Origin of the sequence: Bordetella bronchiseptica (assembly GCF_900636925.1) — a bacterium.
In the GTDB taxonomy this organism is placed as follows: Bacteria; Pseudomonadota; Gammaproteobacteria; order Burkholderiales; family Burkholderiaceae_B; genus Bordetella; species Bordetella pertussis.
This window is the reverse complement of the sequence record NZ_LR134326.1, coordinates 4,300,921-4,321,382: the sequence shown is the minus strand read 5'-3', so window position 1 is coordinate 4,321,382 and position 20,462 is coordinate 4,300,921. Positions and strand designations below refer to the sequence as shown.

The 20,462-nt window shown below is 71.3% G+C and carries 17 protein-coding genes; 8 read left to right on the top strand and 9 right to left on the bottom strand.

Going from position 1 to position 20,462, the window contains the following annotated elements:
• Window positions 1–6 precede the first annotated feature (6 nt).
• The 6 genes from EL288_RS20145 (at window position 7) to EL288_RS20120 (ending at window position 9,696) form a co-directional block, all read left to right on the top strand.
• Window positions 7–1,287, top strand: a complete 1,281-nt coding sequence (locus EL288_RS20145) for a DotU family type VI secretion system protein (RefSeq protein WP_003808318.1) — start codon at window positions 7–9, stop codon at window positions 1,285–1,287.
• The gene (gene tssM / locus EL288_RS20140) at window positions 1,284–4,889 is read left to right on the top strand and encodes a type VI secretion system membrane subunit TssM (protein ID WP_033459559.1); all 3,606 of its coding nucleotides are present in this window, start codon (window positions 1,284–1,286) and stop codon (window positions 4,887–4,889) included. The genes EL288_RS20145 and tssM overlap by 4 nt, the downstream gene beginning before the upstream one ends.
• Window positions 4,886–5,620: a type VI secretion system-associated protein TagF gene (tagF, locus tag EL288_RS20135; RefSeq protein ID WP_003808323.1), complete on the top strand. Its 735-nt coding sequence runs from the start codon at window positions 4,886–4,888 to the stop codon at window positions 5,618–5,620. The genes tssM and tagF overlap by 4 nt, the downstream gene beginning before the upstream one ends.
• Before the next feature lie 24 nt (window positions 5,621–5,644).
• Window positions 5,645–6,847: a serine/threonine-protein kinase gene (locus EL288_RS20130; protein WP_033459557.1), complete on the top strand. Its 1,203-nt coding sequence runs from the start codon at window positions 5,645–5,647 to the stop codon at window positions 6,845–6,847.
• A 97-nt stretch (window positions 6,848–6,944) separates the two neighbouring features.
• A complete protein-coding gene (locus tag EL288_RS20125; RefSeq protein ID WP_003808328.1) occupies window positions 6,945–8,111 on the top strand; it encodes a calcium:proton antiporter in 1,167 nt (388 codons plus the stop codon).
• Between the two features lie 172 nt (window positions 8,112–8,283).
• A complete protein-coding gene (locus EL288_RS20120; RefSeq protein WP_003808331.1) occupies window positions 8,284–9,696 on the top strand; it encodes a DUF1254 domain-containing protein in 1,413 nt (470 codons plus the stop codon).
• A gap of 7 nt (window positions 9,697–9,703) precedes the next feature.
• Here the strand turns inward: EL288_RS20120 and EL288_RS20115 are convergent, their stop codons facing one another.
• Window positions 9,704–12,667 carry a BB0821 family autotransporter gene (locus tag EL288_RS20115; RefSeq protein ID WP_003808333.1) on the bottom strand — a complete coding sequence of 988 codons (2,964 nt, stop codon included), beginning with the start codon at window positions 12,665–12,667 and terminating at the stop codon, window positions 9,704–9,706.
• 353 nt (window positions 12,668–13,020) lie between these two features.
• Here EL288_RS20115 and EL288_RS20110 point away from each other — a divergent pair, with 353 nt between their 5' ends.
• A complete protein-coding gene (locus EL288_RS20110; protein WP_214443067.1) occupies window positions 13,021–14,595 on the top strand; it encodes a phospholipase D family protein in 1,575 nt (524 codons plus the stop codon).
• Between the two features lie 6 nt (window positions 14,596–14,601).
• Here the strand turns inward: EL288_RS20110 and modC are convergent, their stop codons facing one another.
• The 4 genes from modC to EL288_RS20090 all read right to left on the bottom strand — a co-directional run bounded on the left by modC (window position 14,602) and on the right by EL288_RS20090 (window position 18,200).
• Window positions 14,602–15,711: a molybdenum ABC transporter ATP-binding protein gene (gene modC, locus EL288_RS20105; RefSeq protein WP_010925958.1), complete on the bottom strand. Its 1,110-nt coding sequence runs from the start codon at window positions 15,709–15,711 to the stop codon at window positions 14,602–14,604.
• Window positions 15,712–15,722: 11 nt separating this feature from the next.
• Window positions 15,723–16,403 carry a molybdate ABC transporter permease subunit gene (modB, locus tag EL288_RS20100; RefSeq protein ID WP_003808339.1) on the bottom strand — a complete coding sequence of 227 codons (681 nt, stop codon included), beginning with the start codon at window positions 16,401–16,403 and terminating at the stop codon, window positions 15,723–15,725.
• Window positions 16,404–16,424: 21 nt separating this feature from the next.
• Entirely contained in the window at window positions 16,425–17,180 is a 756-nt protein-coding gene (gene modA / locus EL288_RS20095) for a molybdate ABC transporter substrate-binding protein (protein ID WP_003808340.1), read from the bottom strand.
• A gap of 135 nt (window positions 17,181–17,315) precedes the next feature.
• Entirely contained in the window at window positions 17,316–18,200 is an 885-nt protein-coding gene (locus EL288_RS20090) for an alpha/beta fold hydrolase (protein WP_080705006.1), read from the bottom strand.
• Between the two features lie 87 nt (window positions 18,201–18,287).
• Between EL288_RS20090 and EL288_RS20085 the strand changes: the two genes are divergently transcribed.
• The gene (locus EL288_RS20085) at window positions 18,288–18,869 is read left to right on the top strand and encodes a CGNR zinc finger domain-containing protein (RefSeq protein ID WP_033446719.1); all 582 of its coding nucleotides are present in this window, start codon (window positions 18,288–18,290) and stop codon (window positions 18,867–18,869) included.
• Window positions 18,870–18,970: 101 nt separating this feature from the next.
• Here the strand turns inward: EL288_RS20085 and EL288_RS24555 are convergent, their stop codons facing one another.
• The 4 genes from EL288_RS24555 to EL288_RS20065 form a co-directional block, all read right to left on the bottom strand.
• Window positions 18,971–19,093 (bottom strand): hypothetical protein, encoded by a 123-nt coding sequence (locus EL288_RS24555; protein ID WP_003808344.1) that lies wholly within the window; start codon window positions 19,091–19,093, stop codon window positions 18,971–18,973.
• Between the two features lie 45 nt (window positions 19,094–19,138).
• Window positions 19,139–19,438, bottom strand: a complete 300-nt coding sequence (locus EL288_RS20075) for a DUF4148 domain-containing protein (protein ID WP_003808346.1) — start codon at window positions 19,436–19,438, stop codon at window positions 19,139–19,141.
• A 151-nt stretch (window positions 19,439–19,589) separates the two neighbouring features.
• Window positions 19,590–20,066: a hypothetical protein gene (locus EL288_RS20070; protein ID WP_172607929.1), complete on the bottom strand. Its 477-nt coding sequence runs from the start codon at window positions 20,064–20,066 to the stop codon at window positions 19,590–19,592.
• A 15-nt stretch (window positions 20,067–20,081) separates the two neighbouring features.
• Window positions 20,082–20,435, bottom strand: coding sequence for a DUF6152 family protein (locus EL288_RS20065; protein ID WP_003808351.1), 354 nt, complete (start codon window positions 20,433–20,435; stop codon window positions 20,082–20,084).
• Window positions 20,436–20,462: the final 27 nt, after the last annotated feature.

Sequence of the window (20,462 nt, the reverse complement as noted above, 5' to 3'; positions counted from 1 at the left end):
ACCATCATGCACGCCGCCAATCCTCCCTTTCCCGACTTCGGCGCCGACGCGGCGGCCGACCCCGGCGCGGCCAGCCGGCTGCGCCCGCACGAGTACGTCATCAGCGGCTCCAACCCGCTGGTGGCGGCGGCCAATCCGCTGCTGGACCTGATCCCGCAGATCCGCGCCACCACGGCCCATCCCGCGCCGGCCATGCTGCGCGAGTACCTGGTCGACGAAGTGCGCCAGTTCGAGCTGCGCGCGCAACAGGCCGGCATTCCCAACGAAACCATCCTGGGCGCGCGCTACTGCCTGTGCACGGCGCTGGACGAGGCCGCCGCGCTCACGCCGTGGGGCGGGGGCGGCGTATGGTCGGCGCACAGCCTGCTGGTGACGTTCCATAACGAAACCTGGGGCGGCGAGAAGTTCTTCCAGCTGCTGGCCAAGCTGTCGCAGAACCCGGGCCAGCACCTGGATTTGCTGGAGCTGCTGTACTACTGCCTGCTGCTGGGCTTCGAGGGCCGCTACCGCGTCATCGACAACGGCCGCACGCAGCTCGAGACCTTGCGCCAGCGCCTGCTGCGCATCCTGCGCGGCGCGCGCGGCGAGTATCCGCGCGCGCTCTCGCCGCATTGGCGCGACACGCCGGTGCAGCAGGCGCTGCGCCGCCTGCCGGTGCCGCTGTGGGCCTACGGGGCGCTGGCGGCGGCGCTGGCGCTGGCGTTGTTCTGGGGCCTGTCGTGGCGCCTGGGCGAACGCTCGGATGCCGTGTTCGCCGCGGTCGCGCGGCTCAAGCCGCCCACGGTGCAGATCGCCCCGGCGCCGCGCCCGGCGCCCGCGCCCCGCCTGGCCGTGTTCCTGCAACCCGAGGTGCGCGACCGCCTGGTGACGGTGCGCGACGAGGTCGATCGCAGCGTGGTGGTGCTGCGCGGCGACGGGCTGTTCGAATCGGGCGCGGTCGCGGTGCGCGACCGCTATGCGCCGGTGCTGGCGCGGGTGGCCGAGGCGCTGGGCCAGACGCGCGGCGATATCGTGGTGCGCGGCTATACCGACAACGTTCCCATCCGCACGGCGCGCTTTCCGTCCAACTGGCATCTGTCGCAGGCGCGCGCCGAGGCGGTCAAGGCGGTGATCGACGCGCGCCTGGGCCAGGCCGGACGCGTGCGCGCAGAAGGGCGCGGCGAGGCCGATCCGCTGGCCCCCAATGACACCCCCGCCGGACGCTCGGTCAACCGGCGGGTCGAAATTACCGTGATGGTGCCGCCGGCGCCGCATGCCCGCACGCCCGAAGAAGGAGCCACGCCATGATCCCGCGCCTGTTCGGATGGCTGTTCTCGCGCGGCCTGTGGAGCTTCCTGGGCCTGGTGGCGCTGGCCCTGCTGGTGTGGATCGCCGGGCCGCTGCTGGCGATCGGCGCGCTGCGCCCGCTGGAAAGCGAGACCGCGCGCGTACTGGTCATCGCCGCGCTGTTCGCCTTCGCGCTGCTGCGCCTGCTGTGGCGCAAGTGGCGCGAAGGCCGCCTCAACGCCCAGCTGCTGGGCCAGCTGCGCCGGCCGGCCCGTCCCGAGGCCGAGGCCGCGGCCGAGCCGCCGCCTTCGGACCTGCGCGAACTGGAAGGCCGTTTCGACGAGGCGGTGGAGCTGTTGCGCAAGACGCGCTTCGACGGAGGCGGCGGGCGCGGCTGGCTGCAGCGCTATTCGCGCCAATACCTGTACCAGCTGCCCTGGTACGTCATTATCGGCGCGCCAGGCTCGGGCAAGACCACGGCCCTGGTCAACTCGGGCCTGGACTTCCCGCTGGCCGAGCGCTTCGGCAAGGCCGCGCTGCGCGGCGTGGGCGGCACCCGCAACTGCGATTGGTGGTTCACCGACGACGCGGTGCTGCTCGATACCGCCGGCCGCTACACCACCCATGAAAGCGACCCCACCGGCGACGAGGAGTCCTGGCGCGGCTTTCTCGGCCTGTTGACGCGCTTTCGGGGCCGCCAGCCCATCAACGGCGCCATGCTCACCGTCAGCATCGAGGACTTGCTGGCCGCGTCCGACGCCGAGCGCGCGCGCCACGCCGCGGTGCTGCGCCGGCGCCTGCAGGAGCTGCGCGAGCAGCTGGGCATCCATTTCCCGGTCTATGTGCTGGTGACCAAGGCCGACCTGCTGGCCGGCTTCGAGCAGTACTTCGCCTCGTTCAGCCGCGAAGACCTGGAGCAGGTATGGGGCTTCACCTTGCCCTATGCGCGCGCCCAGGAGCCGGACTTCGACCTGTACGAAGCCTTTCATGCCGAGTACCGGCTGCTGCAGCGCCGGCTCGACGATGCCCTGCCCGAAGTGCTGGCCGCCGAGCCGGACGAGGCGCGCCGCGCGCTGGCCTACCTGCTGCCGCAGCAGTTCGCCGGCCTGCAGGCCGTGCTGGGCCATTTCCTCAGCGACGTGTTCGCCAGCTCGCGCTTCGAGGAGCGCCTGGTGCCGCGCGGCGTGTACTTCACCAGCGGCACCCAGGGCGGCGAGACCTTCGACCAGGTCACCGGCCACCTCAAGCGCTATCTGCGCATCGAAAGCGGGCCGGCCCCGGCCGCCGCCGAGGAAGGCCGCAGCTTCTTCCTCAAGCGGCTGCTGCAGGACGTGATCTTTCCCGAGGCCGGCCTGGCCGGCCGCAACCTGCGCTGGGAGCGCCGCTACCGCCGCCTGCACTGGGCCGGCTACGGCCTGATCACGCTGGCGTTCCTGGGCCTGGCGGCGGGCTGGCTGGCCAGCTACGGCAACAACGTGCGCTATCTCGACGAAGTGGCGCGCCGCGTGCCGACGGTGGACAAGCTGGGGCGCGATATCAAGATCACCCGCTCGGGCGATGTGCTGGGCCTGATGCCCTTCCTGGACGGCCTGTGGTACCTGCCGCGTGACGCCGCCTTCGAGCCGGACGCGCCGCCGCTGTCCTATCGCTTCGGGCTGTACCAGGGCGGCAAGATGCACGCCGCGATGCAGGGCGTTTATCGCGGCACGCTCGACAGCGTCCTGCTGCCGCAGGTGGCGCGCCGCATCGAGGCGGCGCTGCGCGCGGCCCGCGCCGACGACCTGGAGTACGGCTACGAGGCCCTGCGCGCCTACCTGATGCTGTACGAGGCTGACCACTACGACGCCGAGTTCATGCACGCCTGGCTGCTGTCCGACATGCAGGGCACGCTGCCCGAGGGCTACACGCGCCGGCAGTACGACCTGATGTCGCTGCACCTGCGCCAGCTGGCGCAGGGCGGCGTGCTGGCCTCGCCGTTTCCGCGCGACGAGGCGCTGGTGCGGCAGGCGCGCGACGAACTGGCGCGCCACACGCTGGCGCAGCGCGCCTACAGCCGGCTGCGCCGCATGCTGGCCGGCGCCGACGATCAGCCGCCGACCACCGCGGTGACGCTGGGCGGGCCGCAGGCCAGCGCCGTCTTCGTGCGCAAGAGCGGCAAGCCGCTGGCCCAGGGCATCGCGGCGCTGTACACCTACCGCGGCTATTGGGACGTGTTCAATCCGCGCGTCACGCGCGTGGCCGAGCGCCTGCGCAGCGACGATGCCTGGGTCCTGGACATCGCGCCGCCGGGCGTGCTGGACGAGGCTGCGCGCCAGCAGCTCATCGTCGACATCAAGCGCCTGTACCTCAACGACTACGTGGCGCGCTGGGACGGCTACCTGGACGACCTGGCGCTGGCGCCGCGCAGCTCGCTGCTGCAAAGCATCCAGCTGGCGCGCACCCTGTCGGCGCCCGATTCGCCGCTGGTGCGGCTGACCCAGGGCGTGGCGCGCGAGACCACGCTGCTGCGCGACGCGGGCGGCGACGAGCGCTCGCTGGCGGACCAGGCGCGCGACCGCGTCAGCAGCACGCGCGAGGCGCTGGAGCAGATGTTCGGCCCGACCGGCCCGGGCGCGGCCACGCGCGCCGACGCCGGCGACGGCAAGCTGGAGCGCGTGGTCGACCAGCACTTCGAGCCATGGCGCAGGCTGGCGCGCGCCGACGGGCAGGGCGGCGCGCCGATTGCCGCCACCACCAGCCTGGTCAACGAGCTGTACACCTATCTGACGGCGGCCGACGCGGCTCTGCGCAGCGCCAGCCCGGCGCCCGCCTCCGATGTGGTGACCAAGCTGCGCGCCGAGGCTGGCCGCCTGCCGCGGCCCTTGCGCGACGTGCTCGACGACTTGTCCACCGGCGCGGCAGGCGAAGTGTCCGGCGTGGCGCGCGAGCGGCTGGGCGAAGACCTGTACGCCACCATCGGCCTGTTCTGCCGCCAGGCCATCGCCGGCCGCTATCCTTTCGCGCCCGGCTCGCCGCGCGACGTCGCGCCCAATGACCTGGCGCGGCTGTTCGCGCCCAACGGCATGATGGACGAGTTCTTCCAGAAGAACCTGGTCAGCCAGATCGATGTGTCCGAGGCGCGCTGGCGCTTCAAGCCGGGCATGGACGGCACGCCGGGCCAGGCGTCGGCGCTGCTGGATTCGTTCCAGCGCGCCGCCGCGATCCGCGACGCCTATTTCCTGGCCGGTAGCGCGGAGCCGGCCTTTCGCGTCTCGATCCGTCCGGTGGAAATGGACCCGGCCATCACGCAATTCGTCATGGACGTGGACGGCCAGACCGTGCGCTATGCGCATGGCCCGCAGGTCGCCACCTCCGTGCAATGGCCGGGGCCGCGCGGCGCCAACCAGGTGCGCATCGAGCTGACGCCCCAGGTCGGCGCGGCGGGCCTGTCGGCCAGCGGACCGTGGGCGCTCAATCGCCTGCTCGACCAGGCCCGCGTCACGCGCGGCGCCTCGCCCGAGATCTCGCTGGCCAGCTTCGATATCGGCGGCCGCAAAGTGGTGCTGGAGATTCGCGCGGGCAGCGTCAGGAGCCCCTTTCACCTGGCCGAGATGCGGGGTTTTTCCTGCCCGGGCCGTTCATGAGCGGCGGACGCGCCATGCCGGGCGCGGACCCGGACGGCGGCGTGGGCTGGTACGGCAAGATCCCGGCCGCCGGCGACTTCATGCGCCGGCGCCTGTCGCACGGGCTGGTGGCCTGGTGGGACAAGTGGCTGCAGTACGGGCTGGCCGCCTTGCGCCAGATGCCCGCCGGCGGCGCCGAGTGCGCCTACGCGGCCGCGCCGTTGTGGAACTTCGCCATCCCCGCCGGGGCCGGCGCCGGCGCGGTCCTGCTGGGCGGCATGGCGCCCAGCCGCGACCGCGTGGGCCGCGCCTATCCGTTGAGCGCCATGGCGGTCGTGCCCGCGCAGGCCTATCAGCCCGGCCTGCTGGAGGACGCCGGCGACTACTACCGCCAGCTTGGCGCCACCTTGCTGGCGGCGGTGCGGCGCGGCGGCGCGGCCGAGCAGCTGGACCGCCAGCTGCAGGCCATGCCGCTGCCCGTGGCCATGCCGCCGGCGCGGCCGGCCCCGGCCGGCCAGGACATCCTGGACATCCTCAACGCCGGGCAGGCCGGCAATGCGCCACTGGCCGGCGCGCGCGGGCTGGCCGCCTGGCCCGAGCTGCCGTTCTGTTTCAACCCCGGTTCGCACACCAGCTACTGGTGGACCAACCAGGCCGATGGCGCCGCCTTGCAGACGTACGTGCACGGCGGCGCCCTGAACGCCACGCTGTTCCTGCGCCTGTTCGCGGCGCCGCCGGCGTGGCGCGTGTAACGCAAGGCCGCCTCCGGAGCCCTCATGCGCCCATCTTCCGCCACCGATACCGCGTCCGTCCTCGAGGCCGCCGCGCCGCGGCCCCTGGACGTGGATGCGGCCGCACCCATGCCGCCGGCGCGTGTGCGCCGGGTGCTGGCCGACCTGCTGGAACAGCTGGCGCCCTTGCATGAGCGCTGGCGCGTGCACGGCCGCATCGCGCCGCGGACCGTAGGCCTGGACGGCGACGGGCGGGCTCGCCTGCTGGTCGACGCCGCGCAGCCGGCGGCCGATGCCGAGGCGCTGGCGCACGCGGCCGGTTTCGCCGCCTTCGAGCAGTACAGCGACGATCCAGGCCAGCCGTGCGGACCCTGGACCGACATCTACGGACTGAGCGCGCTGGCCTATGCGCTGGCCACAGGCGCGGCGCCGCCGTCGGCCCTGCGGCGCTGCGTGCGCGACGATTGCGCGCCCTTGGCGCGGCGCCTGGACGAGAAGCGCTGGCAGGCGCTGGCGCAAGCCATCGATGCCGGGCTGGCGCCCGACTATCGCGATCGTCCGGCGAGCCTGGCGGCGTTCGCGCGCCTGCTGGATGCGGCCGACAGGCAGGCCGAGCCGCCGCCGATCGCGCCCGTCGCGTCCGCCACGTCCGCCACGGTGGCCGTGGCGCAGGCACCGGCGCCGGCCGCCTTGCCGTCCCGGGCGCCCGCGCGGCGTCCGGCGCGCACGTCCGCGCTGGCGGTGCTGGCTGTCCTCGCCGTGCTGGCCGTCGTCCTGTATGCCGCCCTGGGCGGCCGCGCCGGCGACGAGCCGGCCGCATCCCTGGCCGCCGCGCCCATGCCCGCGCCGACGTCCGCGCCGACGTCCGCGCCCATGCCTGCCCCCGAACCCGCGCCCGAGCCTCCAGCGCCCGCGCCCGAACCCTCGCCGGCCTCCGAGCCCGCCCCGTTGCCCGAGCCCACGCCAACCCCCGAATCCGTATCGGCGCCGGCGCCGCAACCGGCGCCCGCGCCGGCCGCGCCACCGCCGGCCGCGCCGCAGCCGGTCAGCGTACGCGTCGATATCCGGCCATGGGGCGAGGTCTGGATCGATGGCCGCTCGCGCGGGGTCAGCCCGCCGCTCAAGCAGCTGAGCCTGCCGCCGGGGCGCTATGCCGTCACGGTGCGCAACCCGGCCGGCCCGGACCATCGCCTCGACCTGCACGTCGCCGCGGGGCAGGGCGCCGCCATCGCCCATGCATTCGAATGAATCGCCGCGCCGGGTTATGCTATGGCCTTCTTCAATCCCGCGCCGGGACGACCCGGCGCGTGTACTGGCCTGAGGACGACCTCGCGAGATCCCATCCGTGTCGTCCATCCATCCCGCTCCCACCGATTCGCGCACCCTGGTGCCGCGCGCCACGCGCATCCGCCTGGCGATCGCCTGGCTCGTCACCCTGCTGTTCCTGACCCTGGGCGAAGGCCTGCTGGCCGCGCCCACCGCGCCGCTGGCCACGCTGCTTTCCGTGCTCCTGGTCGGCACCATCATCATGGCCGCCTTCGTGGTGGTGCGTGAGGCCGACCATCTGGCCGAACAGCTGGGCGAGCCCTATGGCACGCTGATCCTGACCCTGTCGGTGGTCGGCATCGAGGTCATCCTGATCGCCGCCGTCATGCTGGGCCCGGGCGAGTTTCCCACCATCGGCCGCGACTCGATCTTCGCGGTGATGATGATCATCCTCAACCTGGTGACAGGCCTGTGCGTGCTGCTGGGCGCCTGGCGCCACGGCGCGCAGGCGTACAACGCGCAGGGCGCGTCGGCCTACCTGGCCATGATCGCGCTGCTGACCGGCATGGCGCTGCTGCTGCCCAATGCCACCGTGTCCGGCGGGCCGGGCATGTTCTCGCCCGCGCAGGCGATTGCGTTCTCGGTGCTGACGGTGGCGCTGTACGCGGCGTTTCTGGCGCTGCAGACGGGGCGCTGCCGCCACTTGTTCATACAGCCCGCCGGCGGCGCCATGGCGATTGCCGCGCCGGCGAGCGCGCCGCGTCCCGAGGCCGGCCATGGCGCCGGCGGACGCCGGACCGCGCTGGTGCGTTCGCTGGTGCTGCTGGCCGCGCTGCTGCCCATCGTGCTGCTGTCGCACAGCCTGGCCGTGGTGGTCGACTACGGCATTTCGGCCGCGGGCCTGCCTGCCGCGCTGGGCGGGCTGGTCATCGCCATCATCGTGTTCACCCCCGAATCGGTCACGGCGGTGCGCGCGGCCCGCGCCAACGAAATGCAGCGCGTCATGAACCTGTGCCTGGGGGCCTTCGTGTCCACCGTGGGGCTGACCGTGCCGGCCGTGCTGGCCATCGGCCTGCTGACCGGCAAGACGGTGGTGTTCGGGATCTCGGCGGCCGAAACCGTGCTGTTCGCGCTGACGCTGTTGCTCAGCCTGTTCACCTTCATGGGCCAGCGCACCACGCCGGTCACCGGCCTGGCGCACCTGGCGCTGTTCGCCGTGTTCGGCGTGCTGCTGTTCGCGCCGTGACGGCGCGCCGCGCAATCGTCCATCCGCATAGTCCGCGCGCCCGATGCCGGCCTAGTCCGTCCGCCGGCGGATCGCTGCTAGTCCCGTATGGCAAACGCGCCGCCGTTGTGCGACGCTAGTGCGGCGCGGGGCGGTCCGGCGCGGGCGGCATTCTCCGGGACGGGAGTACGGCATGGGCAAGGCGACGTGGCGACAAGTGTGGGAACGGGCGCGGGCGCTGGCCGGCGCGGCGGCCCTGGCGGTGCTGGCCGGGTGCGCGGCGCCCGGCGCGCAGGATCCCGGGCAGGCGCGCAACACGGCGCGCGAGGCCTACATCTATGCCTACCCGATGCTGTACCACTACCGCTCCATGTACGAGCAGGCCATCGATACGGCCTCGCCCGCCTACCTGGGCGGCTTCGGCGTGTTCCAGCATCGCGCCGAGCCGTACACGCCGCAAAGCGTCGACGTGGCCACCCCCAACGTCGACACGCTGTACTCGCGCGCCTGGCTCGACCTGCGCGCCGAGCCCTGGGTGCTGTCGCTGCCGGCGGTGCCGAAATCGCGCTACAACGCGTTCCAGCTGGTGGATATGTACACCTACAACCTGGCCTACCTGGGCACGCGCGCCACGGGTTTCGGGTCGGGGCATTACCTGATCGCCGGCCCGGGCTGGACCGGCCCCGTGCCCAAGGGCATCACGCAGGTGGTGCGCGCCGACACCGATTTCGTCGCCGTGCTCGGCCGCACCGCGCTGAACGGCCCGGCCGACATCAAGGCCGTGCACGCGCTGCAGGCGCGCTATGGCCTGCGGCCGCTCAGCGCCTACACCGGCACGGCTGCGCCGGCCGGCGCGCCGCCGGTCGATTGGCTGCCCTGGAACGAGCAGCGCGCCAGTTCCATCGGTTTCATCGCCTATCTGAACCAGTTGCTGGCCCATACGCAGCCGCAGCCGGAGTCCGAAGCCGACATGATGGCGCGCTTCGCGCGCATCGGCATCGCGCCCGGCCGCGACTTCGAACCGGCCAGGCTGGACGCGGCCACGCGCCGCGCCATGGACGCCGGCATCGTCGATGCCCAGCAGGCCATCGAGCAGGGCGCCCGCCACGCCGCGGCTCCGGCCACGCCGGCCAGCCTGTACGGTTCGCGCGAGCAACTGGGCGGCGACTATCTCAAGCGCGCCGTCGCGGCGGCTGTCGGCATCTACGGCAACACGGCCGACGAAGCCATCTACCTGACCATCGGCGAAGACGCGCAGGGCAGGCCGCTCGATGGCGCGCGGGCCTACGAGCTGCGCTTCGCGCCCGGCCGCCAGCCGCCGGTGCGGTTCTTCTGGTCGATCAGCGTGTACGCCTTGCCCGCGCGCGGCCTGGCCGAAAACCCCATCGACCGCTATGCCATCGGCAGCCGCACCAAGGGCATCAAGCGCGGCCGCGACGGTTCGCTGACGGTGTATCTGCAGCACGACGCGCCGGCGCGCGCGCATGCGCCCAACTGGCTGCCCACGCCGGCCGGGCCATTCGTCGTGGTGGCGCGCTTCTATGGCCCCCAGCCGGCGCTGCGCGACGGCGCCTGGGTCATGCCGGCGCTGGTGCCGGCGCGCTAGGGGCGCCTCACCACGAATAGCGCACGCCGATGTTGCCGTAGTAAGCCTGGCGCTGGTTGCCGTCCAGGTCGAAGCCGTAGCCCGCCGAGGCGTACAGCTCGGTCTGGCGGTTCAGCGGCGCGGCCAGGCCGATGCGCAGGTCCATCGAAGTCGACCCGTACTCGGTGCGGATCGAATCGCTCGGCCCGAACGAGACCGATTCGCCGTGGCTGAAGCGGTGCCAGAGATTGATGCGCGCGTAGGGGCGGATCCTCTCCGGCTGGTCGGCGTTGCCCTGCAGCAGCAGGCCGATGCGGCCGGTCAGCGCGCCGCCGCCGTGGTAGCGGATGGTCGAGTAGGCGTCGTGCGTATCGTCCAGCGAGGTGTACTGGTAGACCAGTTGCGCCTGTGGCTGCAGCATGATGTCGTGGCGCGGAAAGAACGAATAACCGGCTTCGGACGAGGCCGTGAAGCCCCAGCCCTCGAGCGAGGCGGCCACTCCTCGGTCCGAGCGCGAGCGCCCCGTGTAGTAATTGCCCATCAGCACATTGTCCCAGTACCAGTTGGTGTGCTTGAGCCGCGTCCAGTAAAGGCCCAGGCCATAGGCTTCGACGCGCAGCTTGCCGGCCTGCTTGCCGTGCTCGCCCTGCACGAAGCCATCCACGCGGCCGTCGGCCTGCCCATAGGCGCCGAACAGCCCGAGGCGGTCGCTCAGGCCGTCGTCGCGATCGCGCTCGAGCATGTCGGCGCCGGCCTGCGCGATCCAGATGTTGCCCTTGAAGCGCGGCTCCACGTCGCCATCCCAGCGTTGCGTCAGGCGCTGGCCGATCACCCGGCCCCAGCCGGCCTTGCGTTGCGCCGAGTTCAGCAGGGCGTATTGGTCGCCCATCCGGTCATGGAAGGTATCGAGCATGCGCGCGCCGACCTGGCGCGCCACTTCGGGCGCCATGACCGCGCCCGGGGTCTCCGGACGATAGGTGGGGATGGGCTCGCCCGGCTGGTCCGGGTTGGTCGGGTCCACGGGCGGCAGGATGGCCGAGCGCAGGTACCAGTTCTGTTCCTGCTCGGGTGTCTGCGCGCCCCGGTACAACTGGTAGTCGTAGGCGCCCACCACCACGGGTTCGGACAGCGAGAACGCGGTCGCCGTCGTGGTGCCGCCGTTGCGGGTGTCGACCACCAGGATGCCCTGCGCCTGGGTCGCCGCGCCCGGGCCGCCGGTATTCTTGATGCGCAGCTTGCTGCTGCCGCTGGCGGTGCCGCCATCGATCACCAGCTTGTCCGACGGGGAGTCGTCCGCGCCCAGGTAGGTGTTCAGGGCGATGGTGCCGTCGCCGCTGTAGTTGCCCACGGTCAGTGTCTTGTAGGCGCCGCCTTGCGGCGCCGCGAAGTCGATCAGGCTGGGATCGTTGACCAGGTTGGTGATGGTCGAGCTGCCCGTCATGTGCCAGGTGGTGTCGATCAGCGTGACGTGCGAGGTGTTGCCCGGCTCGGTGATGGCCGCGCCGGTCAGGTCGGCATTGCGCGCCACGACCGTGGCCGTGGCGGCGATGCCGGCGGCGCGCGTGCCATGCAGGATGGCGGGAAAGGCGGGCGCGTCGGTCTGGCTCGGATCGCGCCCGGGCACGGTGACGTCGCGCAGGACCGCCAGGGCGCCCGAGTCGGCCACGTGCAGCCAGTTGGTCGCGCCGTCGACGGCCGTGCCGTCCAGTTCGACGCGCGCGGTGCCGCCCTCGATGCCGATGGCGCTGCCGCGCAGGCTGCGCAGGCTGCCGCCGCTGACGGTGGCGGTCTGCGCATCGCGGTCGCTGGACATCAGCAAGGCCATGGCGCCGTCGCCCTGCGCCTGTATCGCCGTGCCGTCGGCCGAGAACCTCGATTCGCCGGCCACCACCACGGCGTGCGCCTGCGCGCCGCTGGTGGCGACCGTGCCGCGGGTCAGCGCCACATCGGTGCCGTAGCCTTGCGCGAGCACGCCATAGCTTTGCGCGCCGGCGGTGGCGATGGCGGTGTCGGCCGCCCGCACTTGCGTGGCCGTCTCGCCGATGGTGGTCAAAGCGTACAGGCCGGCGGCCTCGTCGCCGCGCGTCTGCAGGCTGGCGTTGGCGAACTCCGCCTGCGAGCCGTTGATCGCCCACAGTCCATGGCTGCCTTGCCCCTCGGTCAGGATGGTGGCGTGGCCGCCGGCGTGCGGCGCAACCAGCAGATGGCTGGTCGGCGCGCCATAGCGATACAGATAGAAGCCCGTGCTGTTGGCGCCGGTCGTATGGATGTCGGTATTGCCCTGCATCAGCGCCTCGCCCACGCCCAGCATGTAGAAGGCGTCGGAGTCCTGGCCCGTGGTGCTCAGGTTCAGGTTCGAGCCCGGCGCCGCGGTGAACTTGTCGGCCGCTGCGTCCGGGTAGGTCAGGCTGATGGACAATTCCAGCGCCCGCGCATAGCGTCCGCCGCTCGTGCCCAGGCCCAGCGTGCCGCCGCTGGCCACGACGACCGAATTGTTGTTGTTGATCAGCAGGCCCTTGGGCGCCATGCCGGTGCCGCTGGCATTGACGCGCAGGGTCGCGCCGTCGCCGATGCTCAGGCGGTTGGGGGCGGCCCGCGGCGTATGCGCGAGGTTGATGCCCTGGTAAGCGTTGATGGTCAACGAGGAGTCCGCCTGCAGATCGATGGCTGTGTTCGAACTGGACGAAGTCAGGATGCCCACGCCGGCGGTGGGCGATGTGACGTTCAGCGTGACGACGCTGCTCGGCAGGAAATTGATGAGCGCGCCCGCGCCGTTGGTGGCGAAGATGCCAGTGCCTGTCGCGTTGACGGTGATCGGGCCGGCGCCGAAATTCAGCGTGGCGCTGCTCATGCGCACGGCGGTGGCGCCGTTGACGGTGTCGTTGCCCTGCAGCGTGAAGTCGTCGCCCGGGTTCAAGGTCAGCCCCGGATAATCGGCGGCATATGCCGAAGCGGCGCAGCACGCCGCCAGCCATCCCAGGTGGCGCAGCATGCTTGCGCCCGCTGCCAGTCTCGTGCTTGCTGCCATGGCGATACCCCCAACGCATGCCGGCGCAGACCAGAAACGCTACCGGCGGATTGGCGCGCCGCGGATGCGGGGCGCGGGGACCAGCGACCAGCTTGAGGAGCTCAGGACGGCGCGTTCCCGGACGGGCCGGCGCCAGCATGGATTGTTGCGCTTTATTGCGTATCTGTATTTGAATTTTGCGTCCCTATGTATCCACCAGGCGCCCGGCGCGCCCGCCAGCGCCGCGCTTTCCCCCGCCGGGGATCTTTTGCATAATCGTGGCCTGCGTCGGCCGGCCCAGCCGCGTCCGACTCCGTTTCAAGGCCCTCCGGAGTTCCATGCCCCGTCTACTCTCGCGCATCCGAGCTGTCCGCGCGCGGGCGGCCGCGCTGTTGGCGTTGGCCGGCTGTGCCATCCTGCTGGGAGCCTGTACCTTGCCGCCGCCCGTCGACCGCACCGCCTCGCACGCCCTGGATGCCTCGCAGGCGCGCGCCACGCCACTGGGCCAGGGCATCGGCGATCTGGCCGACGCCCATCCCGGGCTCAGCGGTTTCCATGCGCTGGGCGATGCGCAGGACGCCTTCGCCGCGCGCATGCTGCTGGCGCGCGCGGCCACCCGCACGCTGGATGTGCAGTACTACATCTGGCGCAACGACATGACCGGCACCCTGTTGCTGCAGGCCCTGCACGCGGCCGCCGAGCGCGGCGTGCGGGTGCGGCTGCTGCTCGACGACAACGGCATCTCCGGCCTGGACGACGCGCTGGCCGCGCTGGACGCGCATCCCAACGCCGAAGTGCGGCTGTTCAATCCGTTTCCCACGCGCTCGTTCAAGGCGCTGGGCTACCTGACGGATTTCTCGCGCCTGAACCGGCGCATGCACAACAAATCATTCACCGTCGACAACCAGGCCACCATCATCGGCGGGCGCAATATCGGCGACGAGTACTTCGGCGCGACCGACGGCGTGCTGTTCGCCGACCTGGACGTGCTGGCGGTGGGGCCGGTTGTGGGCGATGTGTCCGCCGAGTTCGACGCCTACTGGGCCAGCGAGTCCGCCTGGCCGGCCGGCCCGCTGCTGCCCGCGCCGGGCGCGCAGACACTGCGCGCCCTGGCCGAGCGCGCCGCGCGCATCGAACAGGACCCGGCCGCCGGCGACTACATGAGCGCGCTGCGCGAGTTGCCCTTCATCCGCGAATTGATGGCCGGCCGCCTGCCGCTGCAATGGGCGCCGGCCCGCATGGTCAGCGACGATCCGGCCAAGGGCCTGGGCAAGGCGCCGCCGGCCGGCCTGCTGACGCAGCAGCTCAGGAACATCCTGGGCGAGCCGCGCCGCACGCTCGACCTGGTGTCGCCGTATTTCGTGCCTACCGAGGCCGGCACGCAGGCGTTCGCCGCGCTGGCCCGGGGCGGCGCGCAGGTGCGCGTGCTCACCAATGCGCTGGAAGCGACCGACGTGGCCGTGGTGCATTCCGGCTACGCCAAGCGCCGCAAGGCGCTGCTGCAGGCGGGCGTGCGGCTTTACGAAATGCGGCGCAGCTACGCCGGGCCCAAGCCGCAAGGCAGGGGCCGATTCGGCAGCTCCGGGTCCAGCCTGCACGCCAAGACCTTCGGCGTCGACGGCGAGCGCGTCTTCATAGGCTCGTTCAACTTCGATCCGCGCTCGGCCAATCTCAACACCGAACTGGGCTTCGTGATCGAAAGCCCCGACATGGCGCGCCACATCGCCGCCACGTTCGACCAGGATATTCCCGCCGCCACTTACGAGGTGCGCCTGGACGACGACGGCAGCCTGTACTGGCTGGAACAGCGCGACGGCGCCACCGTGCGGCACGACAGCGAGCCGGGCGTCAGCCTGTGGCGGCGCTTCAGCGTGTGGCTGTTCTCGCTGCTGCCGCTCGAGCCGCTGCTGTAGGCGCGCTCAGGCCAGCAGCGACACGGCCTTGATCTGCGCCCAGGCCTGCATCCCGGGCGCCAGCGCCAGCCGGTCGCGCGAGTAGCGGGTGATGCGCGCCAGCAGCGGCGTGCCGTCGGCGTCCAGGCGCACCATGACATGGGCCGGGTTGGCCGCCGGCGCCATCTCCAGCACGCGCACCGCCAGCACGTTCAGGATGCTGCCCTCGCGCGGCTGCTGCAGCGCCAGGCTGACATCGCGCGCATGCACCACCACGCGCAGGCGCTGGCCGGCCGGCGCGGCCTGGTGCACGAAGCGCAGCCGCGCCCGCCCGCCGGGCAGCTGCAGCGTCAGCAAGGCATAGCCGGGGTCGAAACCGGCGGCCTCGCCGGTCACCACGACCGAGGCGTCGTCGGTCATCGCCATGGGCAGGTCCAGCCGCGTCAGCAGCGCGTCCAGCGGGCCGCTGGCCACCGCGCGGCCCTGCTCCAGCAGCACCAGGTGATCGGCCAGCCGCGCCACTTCGTCGGGCGAATGGCTGACGTAGATCACCGGGATGTCCAGTTCGTCGTGCAGGCGCTCCAGGTAGGGCAGGATTTCGCGCTTGCGCTGCACGTCCAGCGCCGCCAGCGGCTCGTCCATCAGCAGCAGGCGCGGGCTGGTCAGCAGCGCGCGGGCGATGCCCACGCGCTGGCGTTCGCCGCCCGACAGGCCGGCCGGCATGCGCGCCAGCAGGTGGCCGATGCCCAGCAGCCCGGTGGCCTGCTCCAGGTCGACGCGGCGCAGCGCGGGCGGCACGCGCTTCATGCCGTAGCGCAGGTTGGCCAGCACGTCCAGGTGTTCGAACAGGCTGGCTTCCTGGAATACATAGCCCAGCGCGCGCTTGTGCGTGGGTACGGCGCGGCGCGCCGCGCTGTCCAGCCACACCTCGCCGTTGATGTCGAGGTAACCGTCGCTGACCGGGGCCAGCCCGGCCATGCAGCGCAGGCAGGTGGTCTTGCCCGAGCCCGACTGGCCAAACAGCGCCGTGACGCCGCGGCCGGGCAGCCGCAGATCGACATCGAGGGAGAACTCGGGATAGTCCACCCGGAAGCGGGCGTGGATGCCGGCCTGGCCCGGCGGGAAATCGGATGGCATGCGGTATGCGCTCAGAGTGCCGCCGTGGCGCGCTGGCGGCGCGAGTACAGCAACAGCAGGATGATGAACGAGAACACGACCATGCCGCCGGCCAGCCAATGCGCCTGCGCATATTCCAGCGCCTCGACGTGGTCGAAAATCTGCACCGATACGACACGGGTCTTGCCCGGGATGTTGCCGCCTATCATCAGCACCACGCCGAACTCGCCCACCGTGTGGGCAAAGCCCAGGATGCCGGCGGTCACGAAGCCGGGCCGCGCCAGCGGCAGGGCTACCGAGACGAACCGGTCCCACGGGCCGGCGCGCAGGGTCGCGGCGGCCTCCAGCGGACGGCGGCCGATGGCCTCGAAGGCGTTGTGCAGCGGCTGCACCACGAACGGCATGGAGTAGAACACCGAGCCCACCACCAGCCCGGCGAAGGTGAACGGCAGCGTGCCCAGCCCCAGGCTCTGGGTCAGTTGCCCCACATAGCCGTTGGGTCCCATCGCCACCAGCAGGTAGAAGCCGATCACCGTGGGGGGCAGCACCAGCGGCAGCGCCACGATGGCGCCCACCGGCCCCTTCAGGCGCGAGCGCGTGCGCGCCAGCCACCAGGCGATGGGCGTGCCGATCACCAGCAGCAGCAGCGTGGTCAGCGAGGCCAGTTCTATCGTCAGCCAGATGGCGGCCCAGTCGGCGCTGGTCAGCGACAAGGGCGGGACTCCTGCAAGGGGTTACAGCTGATAGCCGAAGGACTTGATGATAGCCGCGGAACGGGGCGACTTCAGGTACTCGACGAAGGCGCGCGCGGTGGCGTTGTCCTGGCCTTTCTTCAGGATGACGGCGTCCTGGCGGATCGGCTCGTGCATCGAGGCCGGCACGATCCAGGCCGAGCCGCCGGTCAGCTTGCCATCCTTGTAGATCTGCGAGAGGGCCACGAAGCCCAGCTCGGCATTGCTGCTGGCGACGAACTGGTACGCCTGCGAGATGCTCTGCCCTTCGACGATGCGCGGCGCCAGCTTGTCGGCCAGGCCCAGCTTGGCCAGCACCTGGGTGGCGGCCAGGCCGTATGGCGCGGTCTTCGGGTTGGCGATGGACAGGTGCTTGAAATCGCCTTGCTTGAGCACGGCGCCCTGGTCGTCGACATAGCCGGCGCGCGCCGACCACAGCGCCAGCGCGCCGGTCGCGTAGGTGAAGCGCGAGCCGGGCACGGTTTCCTGCTCGGCGTCCAGCTTGGCCGGCGTGCTGTCGTCGGCCGCCAGGAACACTTCGAACGGCGCGCCGTTCTTGATCTGCGCGTAGAACTGGCCGGTGGCGCCGAAGGAGGCCACCGCCCGGTTGCCGGTGTCTTCCTCGAACGCCTTGGCGATCGCCTGCATGGGCGCGGTGAAATTGGCGGCGACCGCCACCTGCACCTCGCCGGCGAGCGCGGGGGCGGCAAGCAGGGTGGCGGCCAGGGCCCACAGCGTCGGAATGGCACGGATTTTCATGGAACTTTGCCTTTGTGGTGAGAAGGTTCGCGCGCCCGTCGCGGCAGGCCCGCATAGCGCGCAGCAGAGCGTTATGTAGTGGAATATATAACGAAATGCGTCGCGCCCACAAAAGCAGGCCCGCGCCCCGCCCGCTTAGCGGACCTTGGCGTCCAGGAAGGCCCGGATCGCCGGGATGATTTCCGCGCCGTGCGTCTCCAGGGCGAAGTGGCCGGTGTCGTAGAAGCGCACCTCGGCCGCGGGGATGTCGCGTTTCCAGGCCTCGGCGCCGGCGGGCAGGAAGTACGGATCGTTCCTGCCCCAGACCGCCAGCAGCGGCGGCTGCCTGTCGCGGAAATAGGCCTGGAACTGCGGATAGCGCTGCACGTTGGACGCGTAGTCGAGCAGCAGGTCCAGCTGGATCTCGGCATTGCCCGGCCGGGATACCTGCAGCCCTTCCAGCGTGTAGCCGTCCGGGGCGACCAGGCTGGGGTCGGGCACTCCTTCCAGGTACTGCCACTTGATCGACGCAGGGGTGGGAAAGCCATGCAACGCGGCGCGGTTCTCGGCCGTCGGCGACGCCCAGAATCGCCTGATCGCATCCCAGCCTTGCGCCAGGCCTTCTTCATAGGCGTTGCCGTTCTGGGAAACGAGGGCGGTGACGCGGTCCGGATGCGCGCTCGCCAGGCGCCAGCCCACCGGCGCGCCGTAGTCGTGCACCATCAACGCATAGCGGTCCAGCTTCAGCTGTTCGGTGAACCGGTCCATGGTCCTGGTGATGTTGTCGAACGTATAGGCGTAGGCGTCCCGTGCCGGCGATTCCGTGAAGCCGAAGGACGGCAGGTCGGGCGCCACGACGCGATAGCCGTCGGCCAGCGCCGCGATCACGTCGCGGTACATGTACGACGAGGCCGCGAACCCGTGCAGCAGCAGCACGGCGGGCGAGGCGGGGTCGCCCGCCTCGCGGTAGAAGATCTTCACGTCGCCGACCTGCTCATGGCGATAGTGGACGGGGCGTGGGGCGGCGTTGCCAGGCATCATGGTCTCCTTGGTAACCATTGAAAATTGAATTTGAAGGTTACGTGGATCCGGTGTAACCTGTCAATCTCAAATTCACTAGTTACGAATATGGCGACGCCTGCCACGCATCCCCCGCATTTCATCGCCAACAACCTGGCGCTGGATTTCATCAACAGCGCGTTCGGCGTCGGGCCGGCCAGCCATGACTGCCTGGGCGACGACGAGAGCGTCCTCGCCTGGCTCGAGGCGGCGGGACATGTGCCGGCCGGCCTGGCGCGCCCGCCCGCGGGTTTGGCCGAACTGGCCCGCGCGCTGCGCGAGGCGGCGGCGCGCATGGTGCGGGCCGCCCAGGCCGGGCAGGGCGGCGACGCGGCGCTGGTGAACCAAGTCCTCGAGGCGGGCCGGCCAGCCAGGAAGCTGGCGTGGGACGACGGCCAGGGCGGCTACACGCTTGCCGAATGCCCGCGCGACCACAGCGCCGCCAGCCTGCTCGAACCGGTGGCCGCCGCGCTGGCCGATTTGCTCGCCGGCGATGCGCTGCGGCATGTGCGCCGATGCGAGGCGCACGATTGCACGCTGGTTTTCCTGGATGTCACCAAGTCGCACCGCCGGCGCTGGTGCAGCATGGCCTTGTGCGGCAACCGGATGAAGGTGGCGGCGTTCCGTTCCCGCAGGCAGGGCGCCGGCTGACGCCGGGCCGGGCATGGCGCCGGCGCGTACCGCAAAAGGACGCGGCCGCCCCGGGGGGGCGGCCGTCATGGGGCGAGACCGACGTCGCGTCGCGGCGCTGGCTAGCGCCGCTCAGTGCGCGTCGGTTCGCCGGGCAGGATGGGCAACAGGCGTTGGGGCCCGGCGACGCTGGCCTGGGCGTCGACGCCGAACAGGGCCAACAAGGTAACGGCAAACTGCTTCATGATGGGCTCCTTGCGAGGGATGGGCGGCGGGCCGCGATGGCGGGGTTATGCGCCGGTCTCGACGTACTCGGACGCGGCCGACGCATTGCGCGCCTGGGCCAGTTCGGCCTGGACCTGCGCGCGGGTGGCGGCGCTGCCGGCCAGCTGGGGCGCGGGTTCCTGCGATTCGCCAAAGACCAGTTGCCCCGCGGCGCGCGCGATCGCCAGTTCGTGTTGCACCTGCGAGCGCGTCAGGCTGCCGCCCTGGGCGCCGGCGGGCGGATAGTCCAGCTCGCCGGAGCCGGCAAAGGCGTTGAAGCCGAACAGGGCGGCGGCGAGCAGGGCGGCGGACGTGAAGGTTCTCATGATGGCTCCAGAAAATTATCTACTACTAGATAGATGGCGAGGGAAATAAAAACACCGGAAGGCGGTGGTTCATGGACTGTATGTTATCTACTAGTAGATAGATAAACAAGCCATGGCCCCATTGTTTTTTCGTATCCCGCCGATAGCCGCCTCAGGCGTAGGCGATCAGCCTGCCCAGCGTGGCGACCGCCAGCCACAGCAGCAGCGACAGGGCCGCCTGCAGGCGGCCCCAGGGCGGCGGGCGGCTGTCCCAGCCCGCCAGGCGGGCGCCCCACAGCGCGCGAAACAGCAGGGCGTTGGCCACGCCCAGGGCGATGCCCGCCGCCTTGTATTGCATCAGCGCGTTGCCCGACAGGGGCGCGGCGTCGGCGCTGAACAGCAGCGCGCCGCTGGCCAGCTGCAGCAGCAGTCCGCCCGCGGCCAGCGGCGTCAGCACGGCCGACACATCGGCCAGCGCAAAGCGGCGGCCCAGTCCCAGCAGCCGCAGGTCCAGCAGCATGGCGCCCACCAGCAGCACCAGGCCCAGCAGGTGGGCCAGGTTGGCCGCGGGATAGGCCCAGGACGAGCCGCGCATCCACGCGCCCAGCGCGCAGGCTTCGAGCAGCGCGGCCCAGGCAGGCGGATCCATGCCGGCCGGCCCGCTTCAGCGCAGCTCTATGGTCTTGCCATCGACGGTGATGCGCTCGGCCCGCACCTCGTGCGTGCCGTCCTTGCGCGGATAACCGACGATGGTGACCGTCTTGCCGACCGCCAGCGCATCCTTGGCCAGGCCGCGCGACTCCATGCGCGAAACGGGCGCCAGCACCACTTCCCAGCTGGCGCCCTGGTAATCCACTTTGACTTCGGCGTGCGGGTTGCGATAGCGCACTTCGGTCAGGGGCGCTTCGATGGTGAGGGTCTGGTCGGCGTCGTAGGAACTCCAGCCGTGGTGGGCCCAGGCCGGCGCGGCCAGCGCGGCCGCCAGGCCGCCGGCGGCGAGCAGGTGTCGGATCGTCATGGGGGCTCCGTATCGCGCGAAAACGCC

Bases quoted from the DNA above. Each gene is read 5' to 3' on its own strand.
- EL288_RS20145 (WP_003808318.1), top strand. From the start codon at position 7: ATGCACGCCGCCAATCCTCCCTTTCCCGACTTCGGCGCCGACGCGGCG.
- tssM (WP_033459559.1), top strand. From the start codon at position 1,284: ATGATCCCGCGCCTGTTCGGATGGCTGTTCTCGCGCGGCCTGTGGAGC.
- tagF (WP_003808323.1), top strand. From the start codon at position 4,886: ATGAGCGGCGGACGCGCCATGCCGGGCGCGGACCCGGACGGCGGCGTG.
- EL288_RS20130 (WP_033459557.1), top strand. From the start codon at position 5,645: ATGCGCCCATCTTCCGCCACCGATACCGCGTCCGTCCTCGAGGCCGCC.
- EL288_RS20120 (WP_003808331.1), top strand. From the start codon at position 8,284: ATGGGCAAGGCGACGTGGCGACAAGTGTGGGAACGGGCGCGGGCGCTG.
- EL288_RS20115 (WP_003808333.1), bottom strand. From the start codon at position 12,667: ATGCTGCGCCACCTGGGATGGCTGGCGGCGTGCTGCGCCGCTTCGGCA.
- EL288_RS20110 (WP_214443067.1), top strand. From the start codon at position 13,021: ATGCCCCGTCTACTCTCGCGCATCCGAGCTGTCCGCGCGCGGGCGGCC.
- modC (WP_010925958.1), bottom strand. From the start codon at position 15,711: ATGCCATCCGATTTCCCGCCGGGCCAGGCCGGCATCCACGCCCGCTTC.
- modA (WP_003808340.1), bottom strand. From the start codon at position 17,180: ATGAAAATCCGTGCCATTCCGACGCTGTGGGCCCTGGCCGCCACCCTG.
- EL288_RS20090 (WP_080705006.1), bottom strand. From the start codon at position 18,200: ATGATGCCTGGCAACGCCGCCCCACGCCCCGTCCACTATCGCCATGAG.
- EL288_RS20085 (WP_033446719.1), top strand. From the start codon at position 18,288: ATGGCGACGCCTGCCACGCATCCCCCGCATTTCATCGCCAACAACCTG.
- EL288_RS24555 (WP_003808344.1), bottom strand. From the start codon at position 19,093: ATGAAGCAGTTTGCCGTTACCTTGTTGGCCCTGTTCGGCGTCGACGCC.
- EL288_RS20075 (WP_003808346.1), bottom strand. From the start codon at position 19,438: ATGAGAACCTTCACGTCCGCCGCCCTGCTCGCCGCCGCCCTGTTCGGC.
- EL288_RS20070 (WP_172607929.1), bottom strand. From the start codon at position 20,066: ATGGATCCGCCTGCCTGGGCCGCGCTGCTCGAAGCCTGCGCGCTGGGC.
- EL288_RS20065 (WP_003808351.1), bottom strand. From the start codon at position 20,435: ATGACGATCCGACACCTGCTCGCCGCCGGCGGCCTGGCGGCCGCGCTG.